The 15,054-nt window shown below is 64.2% G+C and carries 12 protein-coding genes; 7 read left to right on the forward strand and 5 right to left on the reverse strand.

The window, feature by feature from the left end; genetic code table 11:
* Positions 1 to 33: 33 nt before the first annotated feature.
* Positions 34 to 954 carry an LpxL/LpxP family Kdo(2)-lipid IV(A) lauroyl/palmitoleoyl acyltransferase gene (locus ASF90_RS08455; protein WP_055848401.1) on the reverse strand — a complete coding sequence of 307 codons (921 nt, stop codon included), beginning with the start codon at positions 952 to 954 and terminating at the stop codon, positions 34 to 36.
* Positions 955 to 1,030: 76 nt separating this feature from the next.
* Between ASF90_RS08455 and waaA the strand changes: the two genes are divergently transcribed.
* Positions 1,031 to 2,347, forward strand: a complete 1,317-nt coding sequence (gene waaA, locus ASF90_RS08460) for a lipid IV(A) 3-deoxy-D-manno-octulosonic acid transferase (RefSeq protein ID WP_055848405.1) — start codon at positions 1,031 to 1,033, stop codon at positions 2,345 to 2,347.
* Between the two features lie 560 nt (positions 2,348 to 2,907).
* Here the strand turns inward: waaA and ASF90_RS08465 are convergent.
* The 3 genes from ASF90_RS08465 to ASF90_RS08475 form a co-directional block, all read right to left on the reverse strand.
* Positions 2,908 to 4,290, reverse strand: coding sequence for a TolC family outer membrane protein (locus ASF90_RS08465; RefSeq protein WP_055848408.1), 1,383 nt, complete (start codon positions 4,288 to 4,290; stop codon positions 2,908 to 2,910).
* 20 nt (positions 4,291 to 4,310) lie between these two features.
* Positions 4,311 to 4,967: a protein-L-isoaspartate O-methyltransferase gene (locus ASF90_RS08470; RefSeq protein ID WP_055850279.1), complete on the reverse strand. Its 657-nt coding sequence runs from the start codon at positions 4,965 to 4,967 to the stop codon at positions 4,311 to 4,313.
* Positions 4,968 to 5,095: 128 nt separating this feature from the next.
* Complete coding sequence (locus ASF90_RS08475) at positions 5,096 to 5,749, reverse strand: TetR/AcrR family transcriptional regulator (protein WP_055848412.1); 654 nt, start codon at positions 5,747 to 5,749, stop codon at positions 5,096 to 5,098.
* 333 nt (positions 5,750 to 6,082) lie between these two features.
* On the opposite strand from ASF90_RS08475, the gene ASF90_RS08480 reads away from it, so the two are divergent.
* Both ASF90_RS08480 and ASF90_RS08485 read left to right on the forward strand, forming a co-directional pair.
* Positions 6,083 to 9,109 carry a ligand-binding sensor domain-containing diguanylate cyclase gene (locus tag ASF90_RS08480; RefSeq protein ID WP_115560302.1) on the forward strand — a complete coding sequence of 1,009 codons (3,027 nt, stop codon included), beginning with the start codon at positions 6,083 to 6,085 and terminating at the stop codon, positions 9,107 to 9,109.
* Positions 9,110 to 9,183: 74 nt separating this feature from the next.
* Positions 9,184 to 9,390 (forward strand): hypothetical protein, encoded by a 207-nt coding sequence (locus tag ASF90_RS08485; protein WP_055848416.1) that lies wholly within the window; start codon positions 9,184 to 9,186, stop codon positions 9,388 to 9,390.
* Between the two features lie 110 nt (positions 9,391 to 9,500).
* Here the strand turns inward: ASF90_RS08485 and ASF90_RS08490 are convergent, their stop codons facing one another.
* Positions 9,501 to 10,379: a LysR family transcriptional regulator gene (locus ASF90_RS08490; RefSeq protein ID WP_055848419.1), complete on the reverse strand. Its 879-nt coding sequence runs from the start codon at positions 10,377 to 10,379 to the stop codon at positions 9,501 to 9,503.
* Between the two features lie 122 nt (positions 10,380 to 10,501).
* On the opposite strand from ASF90_RS08490, the gene leuC reads away from it, so the two are divergent.
* The 4 genes from leuC (at position 10,502) to leuB (ending at position 14,548) form a co-directional block, all read left to right on the forward strand.
* Complete coding sequence (leuC, locus tag ASF90_RS08495) at positions 10,502 to 11,941, forward strand: 3-isopropylmalate dehydratase large subunit (protein ID WP_055848422.1); 1,440 nt, start codon at positions 10,502 to 10,504, stop codon at positions 11,939 to 11,941.
* 66 nt (positions 11,942 to 12,007) lie between these two features.
* Positions 12,008 to 12,655, forward strand: a complete 648-nt coding sequence (gene leuD / locus ASF90_RS08500; RefSeq protein ID WP_055848425.1) for a 3-isopropylmalate dehydratase small subunit — start codon at positions 12,008 to 12,010, stop codon at positions 12,653 to 12,655.
* Complete coding sequence (locus ASF90_RS08505; protein WP_055848428.1) at positions 12,652 to 13,437, forward strand: class I SAM-dependent methyltransferase; 786 nt, start codon at positions 12,652 to 12,654, stop codon at positions 13,435 to 13,437. Before leuD ends, ASF90_RS08505 begins: the two co-directional genes overlap by 4 nt.
* A 37-nt stretch (positions 13,438 to 13,474) precedes the next feature.
* Positions 13,475 to 14,548 carry a 3-isopropylmalate dehydrogenase gene (gene leuB / locus ASF90_RS08510; protein ID WP_055848430.1) on the forward strand — a complete coding sequence of 358 codons (1,074 nt, stop codon included), beginning with the start codon at positions 13,475 to 13,477 and terminating at the stop codon, positions 14,546 to 14,548.
* Positions 14,549 to 15,054 lie beyond the last annotated feature (506 nt).

The raw sequence follows: 15,054 nt of genomic DNA on the forward strand, positions 1-15,054 counted from the left end.
CGCCATCATCGGCGCGCCACCTGCAGCGACAGCTCACTGATAGAACGCGCTGCGCCCACCTGGCTGACGCTTGAAGCGGCGGTGGATCCACAGGTATTGATCCGGCGCCTCGCGCACCATGTCCTCGATCGCCGCATTGACCTGCGTGGTATCGGCGATCACATCCTCCGACGGAATGCCTGCCAGCGGCGGCGCAATCTTGAGGATGTAGCGGCCGCCTTCGCGGCGATGGAAATACGGCACCACCGCGCAACCGGTCAGCCGCGCGAGCTGATGGGTAGCCGTGATGGTCGAGGCCGGGTGCCCGAAAAACGGCACGAACACGGTGTCCTTGCCGCGCATGTCCTGGTCCGGCGCGTACCACAGAAAACCGCCGCGCTTGAGGTGCTTGATGGTGGCGCGCAGATCCTCGTTGGCGAACATGTGCGTGGCATAGCGCAAGCGGCCGCGCTTGACCGCCCATTCGAACACGGGGTTTCGGTGCTTGCGGTACATGCCGGCCAGCGGTATGTGGTCGCACAGTAGCCGCCCGCACATTTCCAGTGTCATGAAGTGGCCGGACACCAGCAGCACGCCGCGCTTTTGTTCCTGCAGCTGCTGCAGATGCTCCAGTCCTTCGATCTGCACGCCTGGGCGAATGGCGTCGATGCTGCCCCACCACGCACGCGCAAATTCGAACAGGCCCACGCCCAGCGCGTCGAAACTATCCCGCAGCAGTCGCGCTCGCCATGCATCGTCCTGCTCGGGAAAGCACAGTCTGAGGTTGACCTCGGCAGCACGCCGACGCGTGCCCGCCACGCGCATCGCGATCCAGCCCACGCCACGGCCCACCGCGCGTTGCAGCGTCCAGGGCAGGCGCCCGGCCAGCACCATCACCGCAAGGCCCAGGTACATGGGCCAATGCTTGGGGTTGCGCAGGGAGGGGCGGACGGCGACGTTGGCGGACTCGGACATGGTGCGATTCTAAGGGATCGGGCGCATCGGGCAGCGTGCACATGCGCACGTGCAGGCGCTCCCGTATCCTGCATGCATGCGGAAAGACCCGATCGAATGGCTGTTGCGCGGGCTGTACTCGGCGCTGCTCTACCTGTTGTTGCCGGTCACGGTGTACCACCTGGTGTGGCGCGGTTTTCGCGTGCGCGAATACTTCAACCGCTGGAACGAGCGCTATGCGTCGTACACGCATGCCTGCGGCCGCCCGCGGGTGTGGGTGCATGCGGTGTCGGTGGGCGAGGTCAATGCAGCCGCGCCGCTGGTCAACGCCTTGCGCGCGCAACGCCCGGATATTCGCTGGGTCATCACCACCATCACGCCCACCGGTTCCGAGCGCGTGCGCGCGGTGTGGGGCGATGCGGTCGACCATGTGTATCTGCCGTACGACGTGCCCGGCAGCGTGGGGCGCTTTCTGGAACATTTTCGCCCGCGGCTGGCGCTGATTCTGGAAACCGAGCTATGGCCGAACATGTTGTTCGGTTGCCGCGACCGCCAGATTCCGCTGTACATCCTCAACGCACGTTTGTCGGCGCGCTCCTTGCGCGGTTACCGCGTGCTGGCGCCCTTGATCAGCCGCGCGCTGCGCACGGTGACCTGCGTGGCGGCGCAGTCGCAGGACGATGCGGAGCGCTTCATCACCCTTGGCGCGCGTCCGGACCAAGTGGTGGCGCTGGGCAATCTCAAATTCGATATCGCCGCCCCCGAACAGTTACAGGCGCTGGTCGCGCAGTTCCGTACCCATGTGCCGGCAACGCGGCCGGTGTGGATTGCCGCCAGCACGCATGAGGGCGAAGAGGCGGCGGTGGCCGATATCCATGCGCAGTTGCTGGTGCAGTTTCCGGACCTGCTGCTGCTGTGGGCGCCACGCCATCCCGAGCGGTTTCCGAAGGTCGAGGCGTTGGCGCGCGAGCGCGGCTGGCGCGTGGCGACACGCAAAGCGCAGCAGTGGCCACAAGCGCTCGATACGGTCTTCGTCATCGATACCTTGGGCGAGCTGATGAGTTTTTATGCATGCGCGCAGGTTGCTTTCGTCGGTGGCAGCCTGCAGCCGATCGGCGGGCACAACCTGCTCGAACCGGCAGCGGTTGGCACGCCGGCAGTGACCGGCCCGCATCTGCATAATTTCTCGGAAATTTCGCGGCGCATGCGCGAGGCCGATGCGGTCGCGATCTGCGAGGACGCCGACTGTGTTTATCGCGATCTTGCGCGTCTGCTCGGCGACCCGGCCCGGCGTGAGGCGATGGCTGCCGCAGGGTTGGCGCTGGTCGCCAACGGCAAGGGCGCAGTGGCACGCACGCTGGTGCAGATTGCACCTGATTTGCCGCAGGTGGTTGGTGATGGTGTGGAGTCTTGAAAGATCTAACTGCGTGCGTGCTGCATCGTTGCACAGAACCTGTTGCAGTCATGCCAAGTCACATCATCAAGTGGTCTTGGAGCGACCAATCAAACGGGGCGATCGCGCGGTCGTTTTGTTAGCCACTTTTTGGCGTCATCTGGAGAGTCTCAAGCCGCATTGGTCGAGGGCGCGGCGTCCTCACCGCTCGCGGGACACGCCGTGCATCCGTCCGTGGAGGCCCGGTGGCGGCATCCATGCCGCCACACGGTCCCGCAAGTGGCGAGGACACCGCACCAGACAGGGTGTGGTTTGCTTTGAGAAGAGCTACGCACATCGACCATCTTGATTGGTCCTTGCCCGCCCACCGTCGCGGGCTCTTACGCGGCATGAATGCCGCTACAAGGACCTACTTGCGGCGTGTCCCGCGATGGCGGGCGGCAAGGGCACTCCAGCCAAGCGGCAGATCACCCGCTGATGCGGCAGTCATCGCAGGTATCGCACGCAGCCAGGTACGCGCTTGCATCGGACATAAAAAAGGCGGGCCTTCGCCCGCCTTTTTAGTGACCTATCCGCTCGCTTTACTGCAGCGAGCCGCTGCCCTGCAGCCTGGCTTCGGCATCCTGCGACAGCAGGCGATTCACATCCTGCAGGTCGGTGATGTCGAGCTTGCCGATGGCCTGGCCGAGCAGCAGGCGATTCTGCAGGAAGGTGTAGCGCGACTGCGCGTAGTTCAACTGCGCCTGGAACAGGGTGCGCTGGTTCTGCACCACGTCCAGCACGGTCCGCGTGCCGACTTCCAGGCCGACCTGCGAGGCATCGTAGGCGGCTTGCGCGGAGACCACTGCCAAACGGCGCGCTTCCACTTCGCTGATACCGGCGACCACGGTCTGATAGGCATTGCGCGTATTGCGGTCCAGCGCGCGCTTCTGCTGCTCGTAGGTGTCCTGTTGGATATCGCGACGCGACAGCGCCTGACGCACGGCCGACTGCGTTGCGCCGCCAGCGAAGATCGGGATCGACAGCGTGATGCCGACCGAATCGGTATCGATATCGCGGCCCGCGGTGGTGAAGTTACCTGCGGCCTGATCGACCGTGCCCTGGCCGCCCCAACTATTGCTGCGACCGATATTGGCGCCCAGGCTCAAGGTGGGGTAATGGCCGGCACGCGCCGCATTGACCTGCGCCTCGGCTGCACTGACCTGCAGCTGCTGTGCCTTCAGCGCCGGGTTGTCGGCGATGGCGGCGGATACCAGCTGATCGACGTTGCTGTAAGCAGCCGGCACTTCCGGGCGGAAGTCTTCCGGCAGCGCACGAAGGCCGACTACCGGCTGGCCGGTCAGTTCGGTCAACGCCTGGTAGTAATCCTTCAGCGTATTGCGTGCGTTGATGCTGTCGGCACGCGCCTGGTCGTACTGCGCGCGCGCTTCGTGCACGTCGGTGATCGGCGCCAGGCCTACTTCCAGGCGCTTGTCGGCGTAGTCGAACTGCTTCTTGGCCGCCGCTTCGTTGGTTTCTGCCGCCGCCAGCGACTCGATACCGACCAGCACCTGAAAATACGCCGCCGAGGTGCGGGTGATCAGGTCGTTGTTGGCCGATGCCAGCGTGAAGTCTGCGGCCTTGGCCACTTCGCGCTGCGCACGCAGATTGGCGAACTGCGCCCAGTTGAAGATGGTCTGGCTGCCCTGAACCGTGTACTGCCGCTGCTTGGTGGTGGAGCGACCATCCACGCCTTCCAGCTCGCGATGTGCCTGGGTGTAGCCGGCGCTACCGTCCAGCTGCGGCAACAGCGCCGCACGCGCCTGCACCTGTCCCTCCCGATTCACCAGCCGCGTGGACTCGGCCACGGCCAGCTGCGGGTCGCCGTTGCGGGCCATTTCATAGACCTGCAGCAGATCGGTGGCATGCGCTGCCATCGGTGACAGGGCGGCGGCCAGGGCCAGGGCGAGGGATCGGCGGATCATCGGGGAAGCTTCCTTGGGAATCAGAATTGGAATCGGGGCGTCGGTGCGGCGCCCTGGAGATAAGCGAGATCGGTTTCGAATAACGATTCGATGCGCGGGGCGTTGACGTCGCCACGCACCAGGACCGCTTCCATCACCGGTGCGTGACCGCGCACCACAAACAACCGGCCGTTCGGGCGCAACCACTGCAGCCACTGCGTCGGCAGCGTATCGACCGCGCCGGTCACGCAGATGGCATCGAAACGACGCTCGCTCTGCCAGCCGAACACGTCGGCGGTTTCGATGCGCACATTGCTGCCCACACCGGTGCTGTCCAGATTGGCGCGTGCTGCCGCTGCCAGTGCCGGATCGATCTCCAGGCTGACCACTTCGCGCGCGAGTGCGGCCAGGCAGGCGGTGGAAAAACCGCTGCCGGTGCCGATTTCCAGCACGTCTTCGCCCGGCTGCAGATCCAGCGCCTGCAACATGCGGCCTTCGACTACCGGCTTCATCATCTTGTGACCGGCCGACAGCGGAATTTCCACGTCGACATAGGCCAGGGTCTTGTAGGCCTCCGGCACGAAGGCTTCGCGCGGCAGGCGCGCCAGCACGTCGAGCACGCGCAGGTCCAGCACGTCCCACGGCCGGATCTGCTGTTCGACCATCTTTTCGCGGGCCTGGGTGAAATCGATCGTCATGGTGCGGTTATCCAACGCGGTGGGGCGAACATTTTACCGGTGCACGGGGCAACTGGCGCATCTAGCATCGCTGCGCGCCGGCCGCTGGCGCAGTGCCGGAAGTCATCGCCACCAAAGGCCCGGGGCGATCAACGGGGCGCATACGCTCTCAAAAAGAAGTCCACGCTGGATTGGATGTGCTCATCCACCTGCGCGCGGGTGGGCTGGCCGTGCAGGCCGCACATCATCAAGGCATACAGCTCGCCCTTGAGCAGGCAGAAGAATTGCGAGGCCGCGCGCGCCAGATCGGCGATGTCGAGCTGGCCGTCGGCCACACGCGCCGACAGGAAATCCGCCAATGCCTGTTGGGTTCGCTTGGGGCCGGCTTCCCAGAACATTTCGCGCACATGCACATCGCCGGTGCCGGGCGCCATCATCATGCGGTGGGTGGAAATGGCCGACTCGGTGCTGACCATGGCAAAGAACGCATGCGCGATTTCGACCAACTGGTCGCGCAGCGCACCCTCGGGCGCGTGGTCGAACAGGTCGTCCGGCATCATCTGCTGGCATTGCGCACGGATCGCCTCGGAAAACAGGCTCTCCTTGTCGCCAAAGTGGCTATAGACGGTGAGCTTGGAGACGCCGGCCTGAGCAGCGATGCCATCCATGCTGACCCCGGCATAGCCTAGCTCCATGAACAGGGCGCGGGCAGCACCCAGGATGGCGGCACGTTTCCCAAGATCCTTGGGACGCCCAGGGCCGTTGCTCTTGGCCTTGGACTTGAGGGGGGGCGAGCTGGACATACGGTCAATACTAGACCATCGGGTTCTATATTTATACTCGACGGCCTGAATGCATCAGCGCGCGGGTGCTTCAACTGGTCGAGCCTGGGAGCGATCGAGGCAACGGACTAGCCGCAGCGAAGCGACGACACTGTGGGCGCAATGCCCAAACGCCATGCCGATGATGATGGGCATTCATTGTTTCAGTTGAATGCTCCCGGTGTCATGGTTGGCCCGGCAGCTGTGGGGAATCCACCTAGGGCGGCCCGAAAACCCCGGTGATAGATTGCCTCAGGCCTGTCGGTACATACCGGCACGCATGGTCAGCGGGCACGGATGAGGGGAATGGGGAACGTGGACGGGGTCGGGGCGCAGACGCATGTAAGCTGCGTTCGCAGCACACGCGTGCTGCGGGCGGCCCTTGTGTGGCTGTGGTTTGGGCTGTGTTGCGGGGTTCTGGGACTGTCCCAGGCTGGCGCACAGGCGCTCGATCACACCGCCTATCACACCGTCACGCGCTGGAACATGGACGACGGCCTGCCGCACAACCTGGTGCACGCCGTGGCCCAGGGCGAAGACGGGCTGATCTGGGTGGGCACCTGGGAAGGCGTGGCGCGCTTCAACGGCCGCGATTTCACCGTGTACGACCGCCAGAACACGCCGGGCGCCGAATTGGGCGGCGTGTTCGTGGTGGTGCGCGACAGCACCGGCGGCATGTTGTTCGGCACCGCGTTCGACGGGGTCTATCACTATCAGGACGGCCACTGGCAGCAGCTGGGGGACGCTACGGCGCGCCATCTGGCGGTCAGCGCGCTATTGCGTCGTGCCGACGGCGCCCTGTGGGTGGGCACGCCGCAGACGCTGTATCGGCTCGAAGCGAATGGGCGCCTGGTCGACGTTGGGCGTCAGACCGACCTGCCACGTGCACGCATCACCGCGTTGTCGGCCGACGACACTGGCGATCTGTGGGTGGGCACGGAGGTCGGGTTGTACCGTCTGCCCCGCAATGGCGCCGCCGCCGAGGCCTGGGGAACAATGCATGGCATGCAGGCGGTGCCGGTGCGCCGGCTTGCCAGCGATCGCCAGGGCGGATTGCTGGTCGCCGGCGATGACGGTGTGTGGTGGTGGAGTCGCGGCGGCGGGCTGCAGCGTTTTCGCCAGGGGCAGCGGGTCGATGCGCTGCTACTGGATCGGCGCGGGCATCTGTGGATGAGCATGCCCACCGGTACGTTGGTGGTGCACAGCGGGGTGGCTGTGCCGGACGAGCAGATTTCGATCACCGGCGTCGCCAGCCCGGCATTGCTGGAAGATGCCGAAGGTTTGATCTGGGTCGGCAGTACGCATGGCCTGTTCCGGATTGCCGAAGGCGCCGCGCACGGCGTGACCCATGAGGACGGCCTGGCCTCCGATTACGTGCGCACCGTGTTGCAGACCAGCAACGGCACGGTGTGGGTGGGCAGCGCGGTGGGTCTGGACCGTTGGCGCGACGATCAAATCAGCCGCATATCGCTGTCGCCGGCCGAAGGCGGCCGTGTGCTGGAGCAGTCGGTGTTGTCGCTGGCCGATGCCGGCGACGGCGGGGTCTGGGCCGGTACCTACAGTCAGGGCGTGCTGCGGCTGGATGCGCAAGGAAAGGTGCTGGTGCGCATCGGCGCGGGCGATGGCCTGCCGTCGTTGTCGGTACGCGCGGTGTTGCCCGATGGCGACGATCTGTGGATCGGCACCACCGGCGGGTTGGTGCGCTGGCGGCATGGCAAGGCGCGCCGCTACACCGCCGCCGATGGCGTGCCCGACGGCTCGGTGCAGGCGCTGTATCGCGACACGCAGGGCATCATCTGGATCGGCACCGATCGCGGTATGACCGGGCTGTCGCCGGGCGGCAGCACGCGAGCGTGGCTGGGCGAACAGGATTTCCCGGGTCAAAACGCCTTCGACTTTTTGCGCGATGCCGGTGGCGATCTCTGGATCGCCAGCGATCGCGGCCTGCTGCGCCTGCAGGGCGACCACTTCCGCGTCTACGACCATCGCGTCGGATTGCCGCGCGACAAGGTGTTCCGCGTGATCGACGACGGCCACGGCTATCTGTGGTTATCCAGCAACCACGGCGTCTTCCGCATCGCGCGCAACGACTTCGACCAGATCGATGCCGGTACCCGCGAACAATTGAGTGTGGAGGTGGTGGACCGCAGCGATGGCATGCCCAGCAATCAAGGCAACGGCAGCAGCGCTCCCGCTGGCTGGCTGACACAGACCGGGCAGTTGTTGTTTCCCACCTCGGCCGGGCTGGGCGTGATCGATCCGGCGCGTGTCGGCACCTTGCAAGGCCATCGCGTGCCGATCGTGTTCGAGCGCTTGCTGGTCGACGGCATGGTGCAACCGTTGAGCGGCCCGCATCAGCTCGGCGCAGAGACCCGCCGCATTGCAATCACTTATGCCGGCCTGAATTTCCGTGGCCCGGACAAGGTGCGTTACCGCTATCGCCTGGACGGCTTCGACCCGGACTGGGTGGATGCCGACAACGCAACCGAGGCGGTGTACACCAACCTGCCGCCAGGCCGTTTTCGCTTCCGCGTGCAGGCGATGTCGCTACCGGTGGATTGGCGTCAGACCGCGCTGCTGGGGGAATCCAGTCTGGTCATCGCGTTGGCGCCGCCCTGGTGGCGCCGTGGCGAAGTGATCGCATTGGGCATCCTTGCGCTGGCGAGCCTGATCTACGGATTTTATCTGTGGCGCACGGCCAGCTATCGGCGCAGCCAGCGCCAACTCAATACCGTGATCGATAAGCGCACCCGCGAACTGAGCGACAAGAATCTCGCGCTGCAACAGGCCAGCCAGGAGCGCGAAGCCTTGATGCGCCAGCTGGAATACCGCGCCAGCCACGATGTGCTGACCGCATTGCCCAACCGGCGCGAAGCCGAGCGCGTGCTGCAGCAATGGTTCGACGATGCGCGTAGCGGTGGTGCCGCGCTGGCGCTGGCCTTGATGGATATCGACCACTTCAAGCACATCAACGACGAGTACGGCCATGATGTCGGCGATGCGGTATTGAGCGCGCTGGGCGAGGCATTGAGCGACCAGGATCAGGCGCAGTGCTTCGCTGCACGCCATGGCGGCGAAGAATTTCTGCTGGCGGTCACCGGGCTGGATGCCGTGCAGGCGCGCGCGCTGTTCGAACGCATGCGGCAGCGTCTTGCGGCAATCGACGTCGATGCGCAAGGCATCACGGTGCGGTGCACCGCCAGCATGGGTATGGCGATGAGCGATGAAGCGCCGACCCGACGCGAACTGCTCGCGTTGGCAGACCGTCGGCTGTATCAGGCCAAGCGGCAGGGGCGCGATCGATTGGTCGATCGGTCGTGCGATGGCACGGTGGTGCGTTGAAGATGGCGCTGTGACCCCGGTGCGTAAGTTTCAGGCGCGTGGTGGTGTATCGAACCGTGAAGGCTAGAGAACTTATGTTGCTCCTATGGATCGTGCTTACTTATTTTGCAATCTTGGGGCTGCTCGCTGTGCTCAACAAGGCGGATTTTCGCCGGAGTCCGGAAAAGGGCGAGCGTTACAAAGTGTTGCCACTGCCTGACAAGTGGTGTTGCTGGTTCGGTGTGATTCCGCTCTGCGTCGGCACGCTCTCTGGCATGGCGCACTGTTTCTTCCTGTCTTGATTGTCGGGGCTGTGTTGGAGGGTGCTTGCATTCGTTGGTACCAAAAGGCCGGGCTATTGCCGCGCAATGATTGAGCGTTCAACAACGCATTCGAGGTTGGTTCGGGCGCCCTAAGGCCGCTCCGCCTGCAACTGCAACAACGCAACAAACGCCTGTGCCGCCCGCGACAAGGTGCGTCCGCCATGCGTGACGCATCCCAGTTCGCGCGATAGCGCCACATCGGCCAGCGGTAGCGCCACGATCTGGTGATCGATCATGCGTTCGGGCAGGACGCTCCACGCCAGCCCTACCGAGACCAGCATCTTGATCGTCTCCAGATAGTTGGTGGTCATGCGCAGGTGCGGCACCAGGCCGCGCTCGGCAAACAGGCCGGCGACGATGCGATGGGTAAACGTGCCGGGGTCGGGTAGCACCGCCGGATGCGCCACCACATCGTCCAGCGTCACCTTGCGCAATGCGGCCAACGGGTGGTCGGGGGCCACCACGCATTGCAGGCGGTCGTGCCAGATCGGTTGCGCACGCAGCGGTGCACGCGTGTCCGGCGCCAACGTGGTCACCGCCAATTCCACCTCGCCGCGCAGCACCGCTGCATAGGCCAGTTCAGAATCCAGAAACTGGATGTCCAGTGCGGCCTGCGGGTGTTGCGCGGCGAAGTTGCGTAGCAATGCAGGAAGCCGATGCAGGCCGACGTGGTGGCTGGTGGCTAGACTCAGGCGCCCGCCAACCGACGCGCCCAGGTGCTCCAGCACACGACGCGTGTCTTCCAGTTCGGCAAGGATGCGTTGGGCGCGCGGCAACAAGGCTTGGCCGGCCTCGGTCAGCACCACCTGGCGGCCCAGGCGGTCGAACAGCCGAGCCGACAATTGCCCCTCCAGCAAGGCGATGCGTTTGCTCACCGCAGGCTGGGTGAGATGCAGCGCTTCACCGGCCGCCGAAAAGCTGCCGCTGTCAGCAATTGCGACGAAAGCGCTGAGACTCGCCAGATCCATGCCATTCCTGAATTTCATTTGTTGAATAAACAATATGAATTTGCGTTATCGAAGGCAAGCTCCTAGCATCGAACGCAGCCAGGTGGTGCACCCACCAACCGCCACTCCATCGGATCGCCGCGATGACTGCCAAGACCCTGTACGACAAATTGTGGGACCTGCATGAGGTCACGCGCCGCGACGACGGTTCGTCGCTGATCTATATCGACCGCCACATCCTGCATGAAGTGACCTCGCCGCAAGCCTTCGAAGGACTGCGTCTGGCCGGCCGCAAGCCGTGGCGCATCGACGCCAACATCGCCACACCCGACCACAACGTGCCGACCACGCGCGCCGAGCGGCAGGGCGGCCTGGAGTCGATCAGCGATGAAGTCTCGCGCCTGCAAGTACAGACCCTGGACGAGAACTGCGACGACTTCGGCATCCTCGAGTTCAAGATGAACGACGCGCGTCAGGGCATCGTGCATGTGGTCGGCCCCGAGCAGGGCGCCACCTTGCCGGGCATGACCGTGGTCTGCGGCGATTCGCACACCTCCACGCATGGCGCGTTCGGCGCGCTGGCGCACGGCATCGGTACCTCCGAGGTCGAGCATGTGCTCGCCACGCAGTGCCTGATCGCCCAGAAGATGAAGAACATGCAGGTGCGTGTCGACGGCACGCTGCCGTTCGGCGTGACTGCCAAAGACATTGTGCTGGCGGTAATCGGCAAGATCGGCACGGCTGGTGGCAACGGGCACGCCCTGGAATTTGCCGGGAGCGCCATTGAAGCGCTGTCGATGGAAGGGCGCATGACCATCTGCAACATGTCCATCGAAGCCGGTGCGCGCGTGGGCATGGTGGCGGTGGACGACAAGACGATCTCATACGTCAAAGGCCGCCCGTTCGCGCCCAAGGATGCGAACTGGGATGCCGCCGTTGCACTGTGGAAGACGCTGGTCTCCGACCCGGGGGCGCACTTCGACACCGTGGTGGAGATGCGTGCCGAAGACATCAAGCCGCAAGTGAGCTGGGGCACCTCGCCGGAAATGGTGCTGGCGGTGGATCAGCAGATACCTGACCCGGCCGCCGAACAAGACCCGACCAAGCGCGACTCGATCGAGCGCGCGCTCAAATACATGGGCCTGAAGGCCAATCAGTCGATTACGGACATCCGTCTGGATCGGGTGTTCATTGGCTCGTGCACCAACTCGCGCATCGAAGACCTGCGCGCCGCCGCCGCAGTGGCCAAGGGCCGCAAGGTGGCGTCCACGATCAAGCAGGCACTGGTGGTGCCGGGCTCGGGTCTGGTCAAGGCGCAGGCCGAGTCCGAAGGCCTGGACAAGATCTTTCTGGAGGCCGGTTTCGAATGGCGCGAGCCGGGTTGCTCGATGTGTCTGGCGATGAACCCGGACAAGCTCGGCAGCGGCGAGCATTGCGCCTCCACCTCAAATCGCAATTTCGAAGGCCGCCAGGGCGCCGGCGGACGCACCCACCTGGTCAGCCCGGCAATGGCTGCAGCGGCGGCGGTGAGCGGCCACTTTGTCGATGTGCGTGAGCTGCAGGGAATCGAGAATCGGGAATAGGGAATCGCCACGCCCCGTTCCGCTCTGCCTATTCCCTATTTCCCACTCCCAATTCTCGGCCTTTCTATGACTCCTTTCACGCAACACACCGGATTGGTGGCGCCGCTGGATCGCGCCAATGTCGATACCGACCAGATCATTCCCAAGCAATTCCTCAAGTCGATCAAGCGCACCGGCTTCGGTCCGAACCTGTTCGACGAGTGGCGTTATCTGGATATCGGCGAGCCTGGGCGCGATAACAGCCAGCGGCCGATCAACCCGGAGTTCGTGCTCAATTTCCCGCGCTATCAAGGCGCCAGCGTGTTGCTGACACGCAAGAATTTCGGCTGCGGTTCCTCGCGTGAACATGCGCCTTGGGCGTTGGACGAATATGGGTTTCGCGTGGTGATTGCACCGAGCTTTGCCGACATCTTCTTCAACAACAGTTTCAAGAACGGCCTGCTGCCGATTGTGCTGACCGAAGCAGAAGTCGACGCCTTGTTCGAGCAATGCTTTTCCACCGAGGGCTATCAACTCACCGTGGATCTGGCCGCACAACGCGTGCGCCGCCCCGATGGCGTGGAGTACAGCTTCGAGGTCGATGCATTCCGCAAACACTGCCTGCTCAACGGGCTGGACGACATCGGCCTGACCTTGCAGGACGCCGATGCAATCGGCCGCTTCGAACAAGGCCATCGCGCGCGCCAACCGTGGTTGTTCGGCGCACTGCAGTGAACGCGATTGCCAACACCGCCGATACGGGGGCGCTGGGCGAACATGTCGCTGCGCAGTTCGGGCCGCAGGCGCACGCGTATCTGCAGAGCGACGTGCATGCGCAAGGCGCCGAGTTCGCCGAGCTCCGCGCTGGCCTGGCGGGTCATCGCAATGGGCGATTGCTCGACCTTGGCTGCGGTGCCGGGCATGTGAGTTTCCAGGTGGCGCCGCTGATGGCCGAGGTGGTGGCCTACGATTTGTCTGCCGATATGCTCACCGTCGTGGCGGCCACCGCCGCCGAGCGTGGGCTGACGCAAGTGCGCACTGTGCAAGGCGTTGCCGAGTGCTTGCCGTTCGAGACCGGCAGCCTGGATGCAGTGGTCAGCCGCTACTCGGCGCATCACTGGAGCGACGTGGGACAGGCACTGCGCGAAGTGCGGCGCGTGTTGCGTCCCGGCGGCGTTGCTGCCTTTATCGATGTGGTGGCGCCGGGGTTGCCATTGCTGGACACGCACCTGCAGGCGATCGAGGTGTTGCGCGATACCAGTCATGTGCGCGACTACAGTGTTGCGCAGTGGTTGCAGATGCTGGGCGATGCCGGCTTGCGGGTGCAGCGTCATCATCGCCAACGGCTACAGCTGGACTATCTGAGCTGGGTCGACCGCATGCGCACGCCAGAGGTGTTGCGCGCAGCCATTCGCGGGTTGCAGGACGCGGCGGTAGACGAGGTACGCGATTACTTTCAGATTGCAGCCGATGGCTCCTTCAGCAGTGACGTGCTGGTGGTATGGGCAGCACGTTGATTTTCAGGTTGCTACGGCACCAACTCACGAGGATTGCATGAGCAAGCAGATTTTGATTCTTCCTGGCGACGGCATCGGCCCGGAGATCATGGCCGAAGCGGTCAAGGTGTTGACGCGGATCGACGCACAACATGGCCTGGGTTTCAGCCTGGTGTACGACGAACTGGGTGGCGCGGCCTACGACAAGTACGGCAGCCCGCTCGCTGACGAAACGCTGGAGCGCGCGCGCGCTGCCGACGCGGTGCTGCTGGGCGCCGTGGGTGGGCCGCAATGGGACAGCATCGATCCATCGCTGCGCCCGGAGCGTGGGTTGCTCAAGATCCGCTCGCAGCTGGGTTTGTTCGCCAACCTGCGTCCGGCGCTGTTGTATCCGCAGTTGGCCGATGCCTCCACGCTCAAGCCGGAAGTTGTTGCGGGACTGGATCTGCTGATCCTGCGCGAGCTCACCGGCGGCATCTACTTTGGCCAGCCGCGCGGCAATCGCACGCTGGAAAATGGCGAGCGTCAGGCCTACGACACCTTGCCCTACAGCGAAAGCGAGATTCGTCGCATCGCCAAAGCCGGTTTCGAGATGGCGCGGTTGCGCGGCAAGAAACTGTGCTCGGTCGACAAGGCCAACGTGTTGGCCTCCAGCCAGTTGTGGCGCGCGGTGGTGGAAGAAGTCGCCAAAGACTATCCGGACATCGCGCTATCGCATATGTATGTGGACAACGCGGCCATGCAATTGGTGCGCGCGCCCAAGCAGTTCGATGTGATCGTGACCGACAACATGTTCGGCGACATTCTGTCCGACCAGGCGTCGATGCTCACCGGCTCGATCGGCATGCTGCCTTCGGCCTCCCTGGATGCCAACAGCAAAGGCATGTACGAGCCGTGTCACGGCTCGGCGCCGGATATCGCAGGGCAGGGCATCGCCAATCCGCTGGCCACCATCCTGTCGGTGGCAATGATGCTGCGCTACACCTTCGCGCAGGCTGCCGCTGCGGATGCGATCGAGAAGGCCGTCGGCAAGGTGCTCGACCAGGGCCTGCGCACCGCCGACATCTGGTCAGAAGGCACGACCAAGGTTGGTACGGTCGCGATGGGTGATGCGGTGGTGGCTGCGCTGTAAAGCTTTGGTTGGATGTATCGTTTTGTCGAACGTACTGGCGGTCATCGTCCTGTTTGGGCGATGGCCGCTTTCGTTTTTGCGGGGTCTATCGGTGCGCGGCGCCTCATCCGGTGTCGGGACACGCCCCAAGGAAACCGATCAACGGTCGCGGATTGAGGTCCTACATGGACGTACTTGCGGCGTGTCCCACGGCGGTGCGCGTGCAAGCGCCCCTCAGTAAATCTTTGCTTCCGCCCAGAATTGACAGACTTCGTGTGTCGATATGCCGGTGGCGCGGTGCCGTCTCCGGTGCCGGGACACGCCGTGAATCCGTCCGTGGAGACTCAGTGGCGGCATCCATGCCGCCACATGGTCCCGACCCCAGAGACGACACCGCGCTTTCATTTCAATGCTGCGGATCGAAGAGCAAAAACACCTTGACTGTCTGTGCCAGCACAAGATTGAACGACCACGCGCCAAGCGTTAATAGCGAGGGGCAAGGCCGGAGACGAAAAAATAGACCAAAA

The organism is Xanthomonas sp. Leaf148 (genome assembly GCF_001423585.1).
Taxonomy (GTDB): domain Bacteria; phylum Pseudomonadota; class Gammaproteobacteria; order Xanthomonadales; family Xanthomonadaceae; genus Xanthomonas.

Coding starts and splice junctions, on each gene's coding strand:
- leuD (WP_055848425.1), top strand. CDS start 12,008: ATGACTCCTTTCACGCAACACACCGGATTGGTGGCGCCGCTGGATCGC.
- leuC (WP_055848422.1), top strand. CDS start 10,502: ATGACTGCCAAGACCCTGTACGACAAATTGTGGGACCTGCATGAGGTC.
- waaA (WP_055848405.1), top strand. CDS start 1,031: ATGCGGAAAGACCCGATCGAATGGCTGTTGCGCGGGCTGTACTCGGCG.
- ASF90_RS08485 (WP_055848416.1), top strand. CDS start 9,184: ATGTTGCTCCTATGGATCGTGCTTACTTATTTTGCAATCTTGGGGCTG.
- ASF90_RS08470 (WP_055850279.1), bottom strand. CDS start 4,967: ATGACGATCGATTTCACCCAGGCCCGCGAAAAGATGGTCGAACAGCAG.
- ASF90_RS08465 (WP_055848408.1), bottom strand. CDS start 4,290: ATGATCCGCCGATCCCTCGCCCTGGCCCTGGCCGCCGCCCTGTCACCG.
- ASF90_RS08455 (WP_055848401.1), bottom strand. CDS start 954: ATGTCCGAGTCCGCCAACGTCGCCGTCCGCCCCTCCCTGCGCAACCCC.
- ASF90_RS08475 (WP_055848412.1), bottom strand. CDS start 5,749: ATGTCCAGCTCGCCCCCCCTCAAGTCCAAGGCCAAGAGCAACGGCCCT.
- ASF90_RS08490 (WP_055848419.1), bottom strand. CDS start 10,379: ATGGATCTGGCGAGTCTCAGCGCTTTCGTCGCAATTGCTGACAGCGGC.
- leuB (WP_055848430.1), top strand. CDS start 13,475: ATGAGCAAGCAGATTTTGATTCTTCCTGGCGACGGCATCGGCCCGGAG.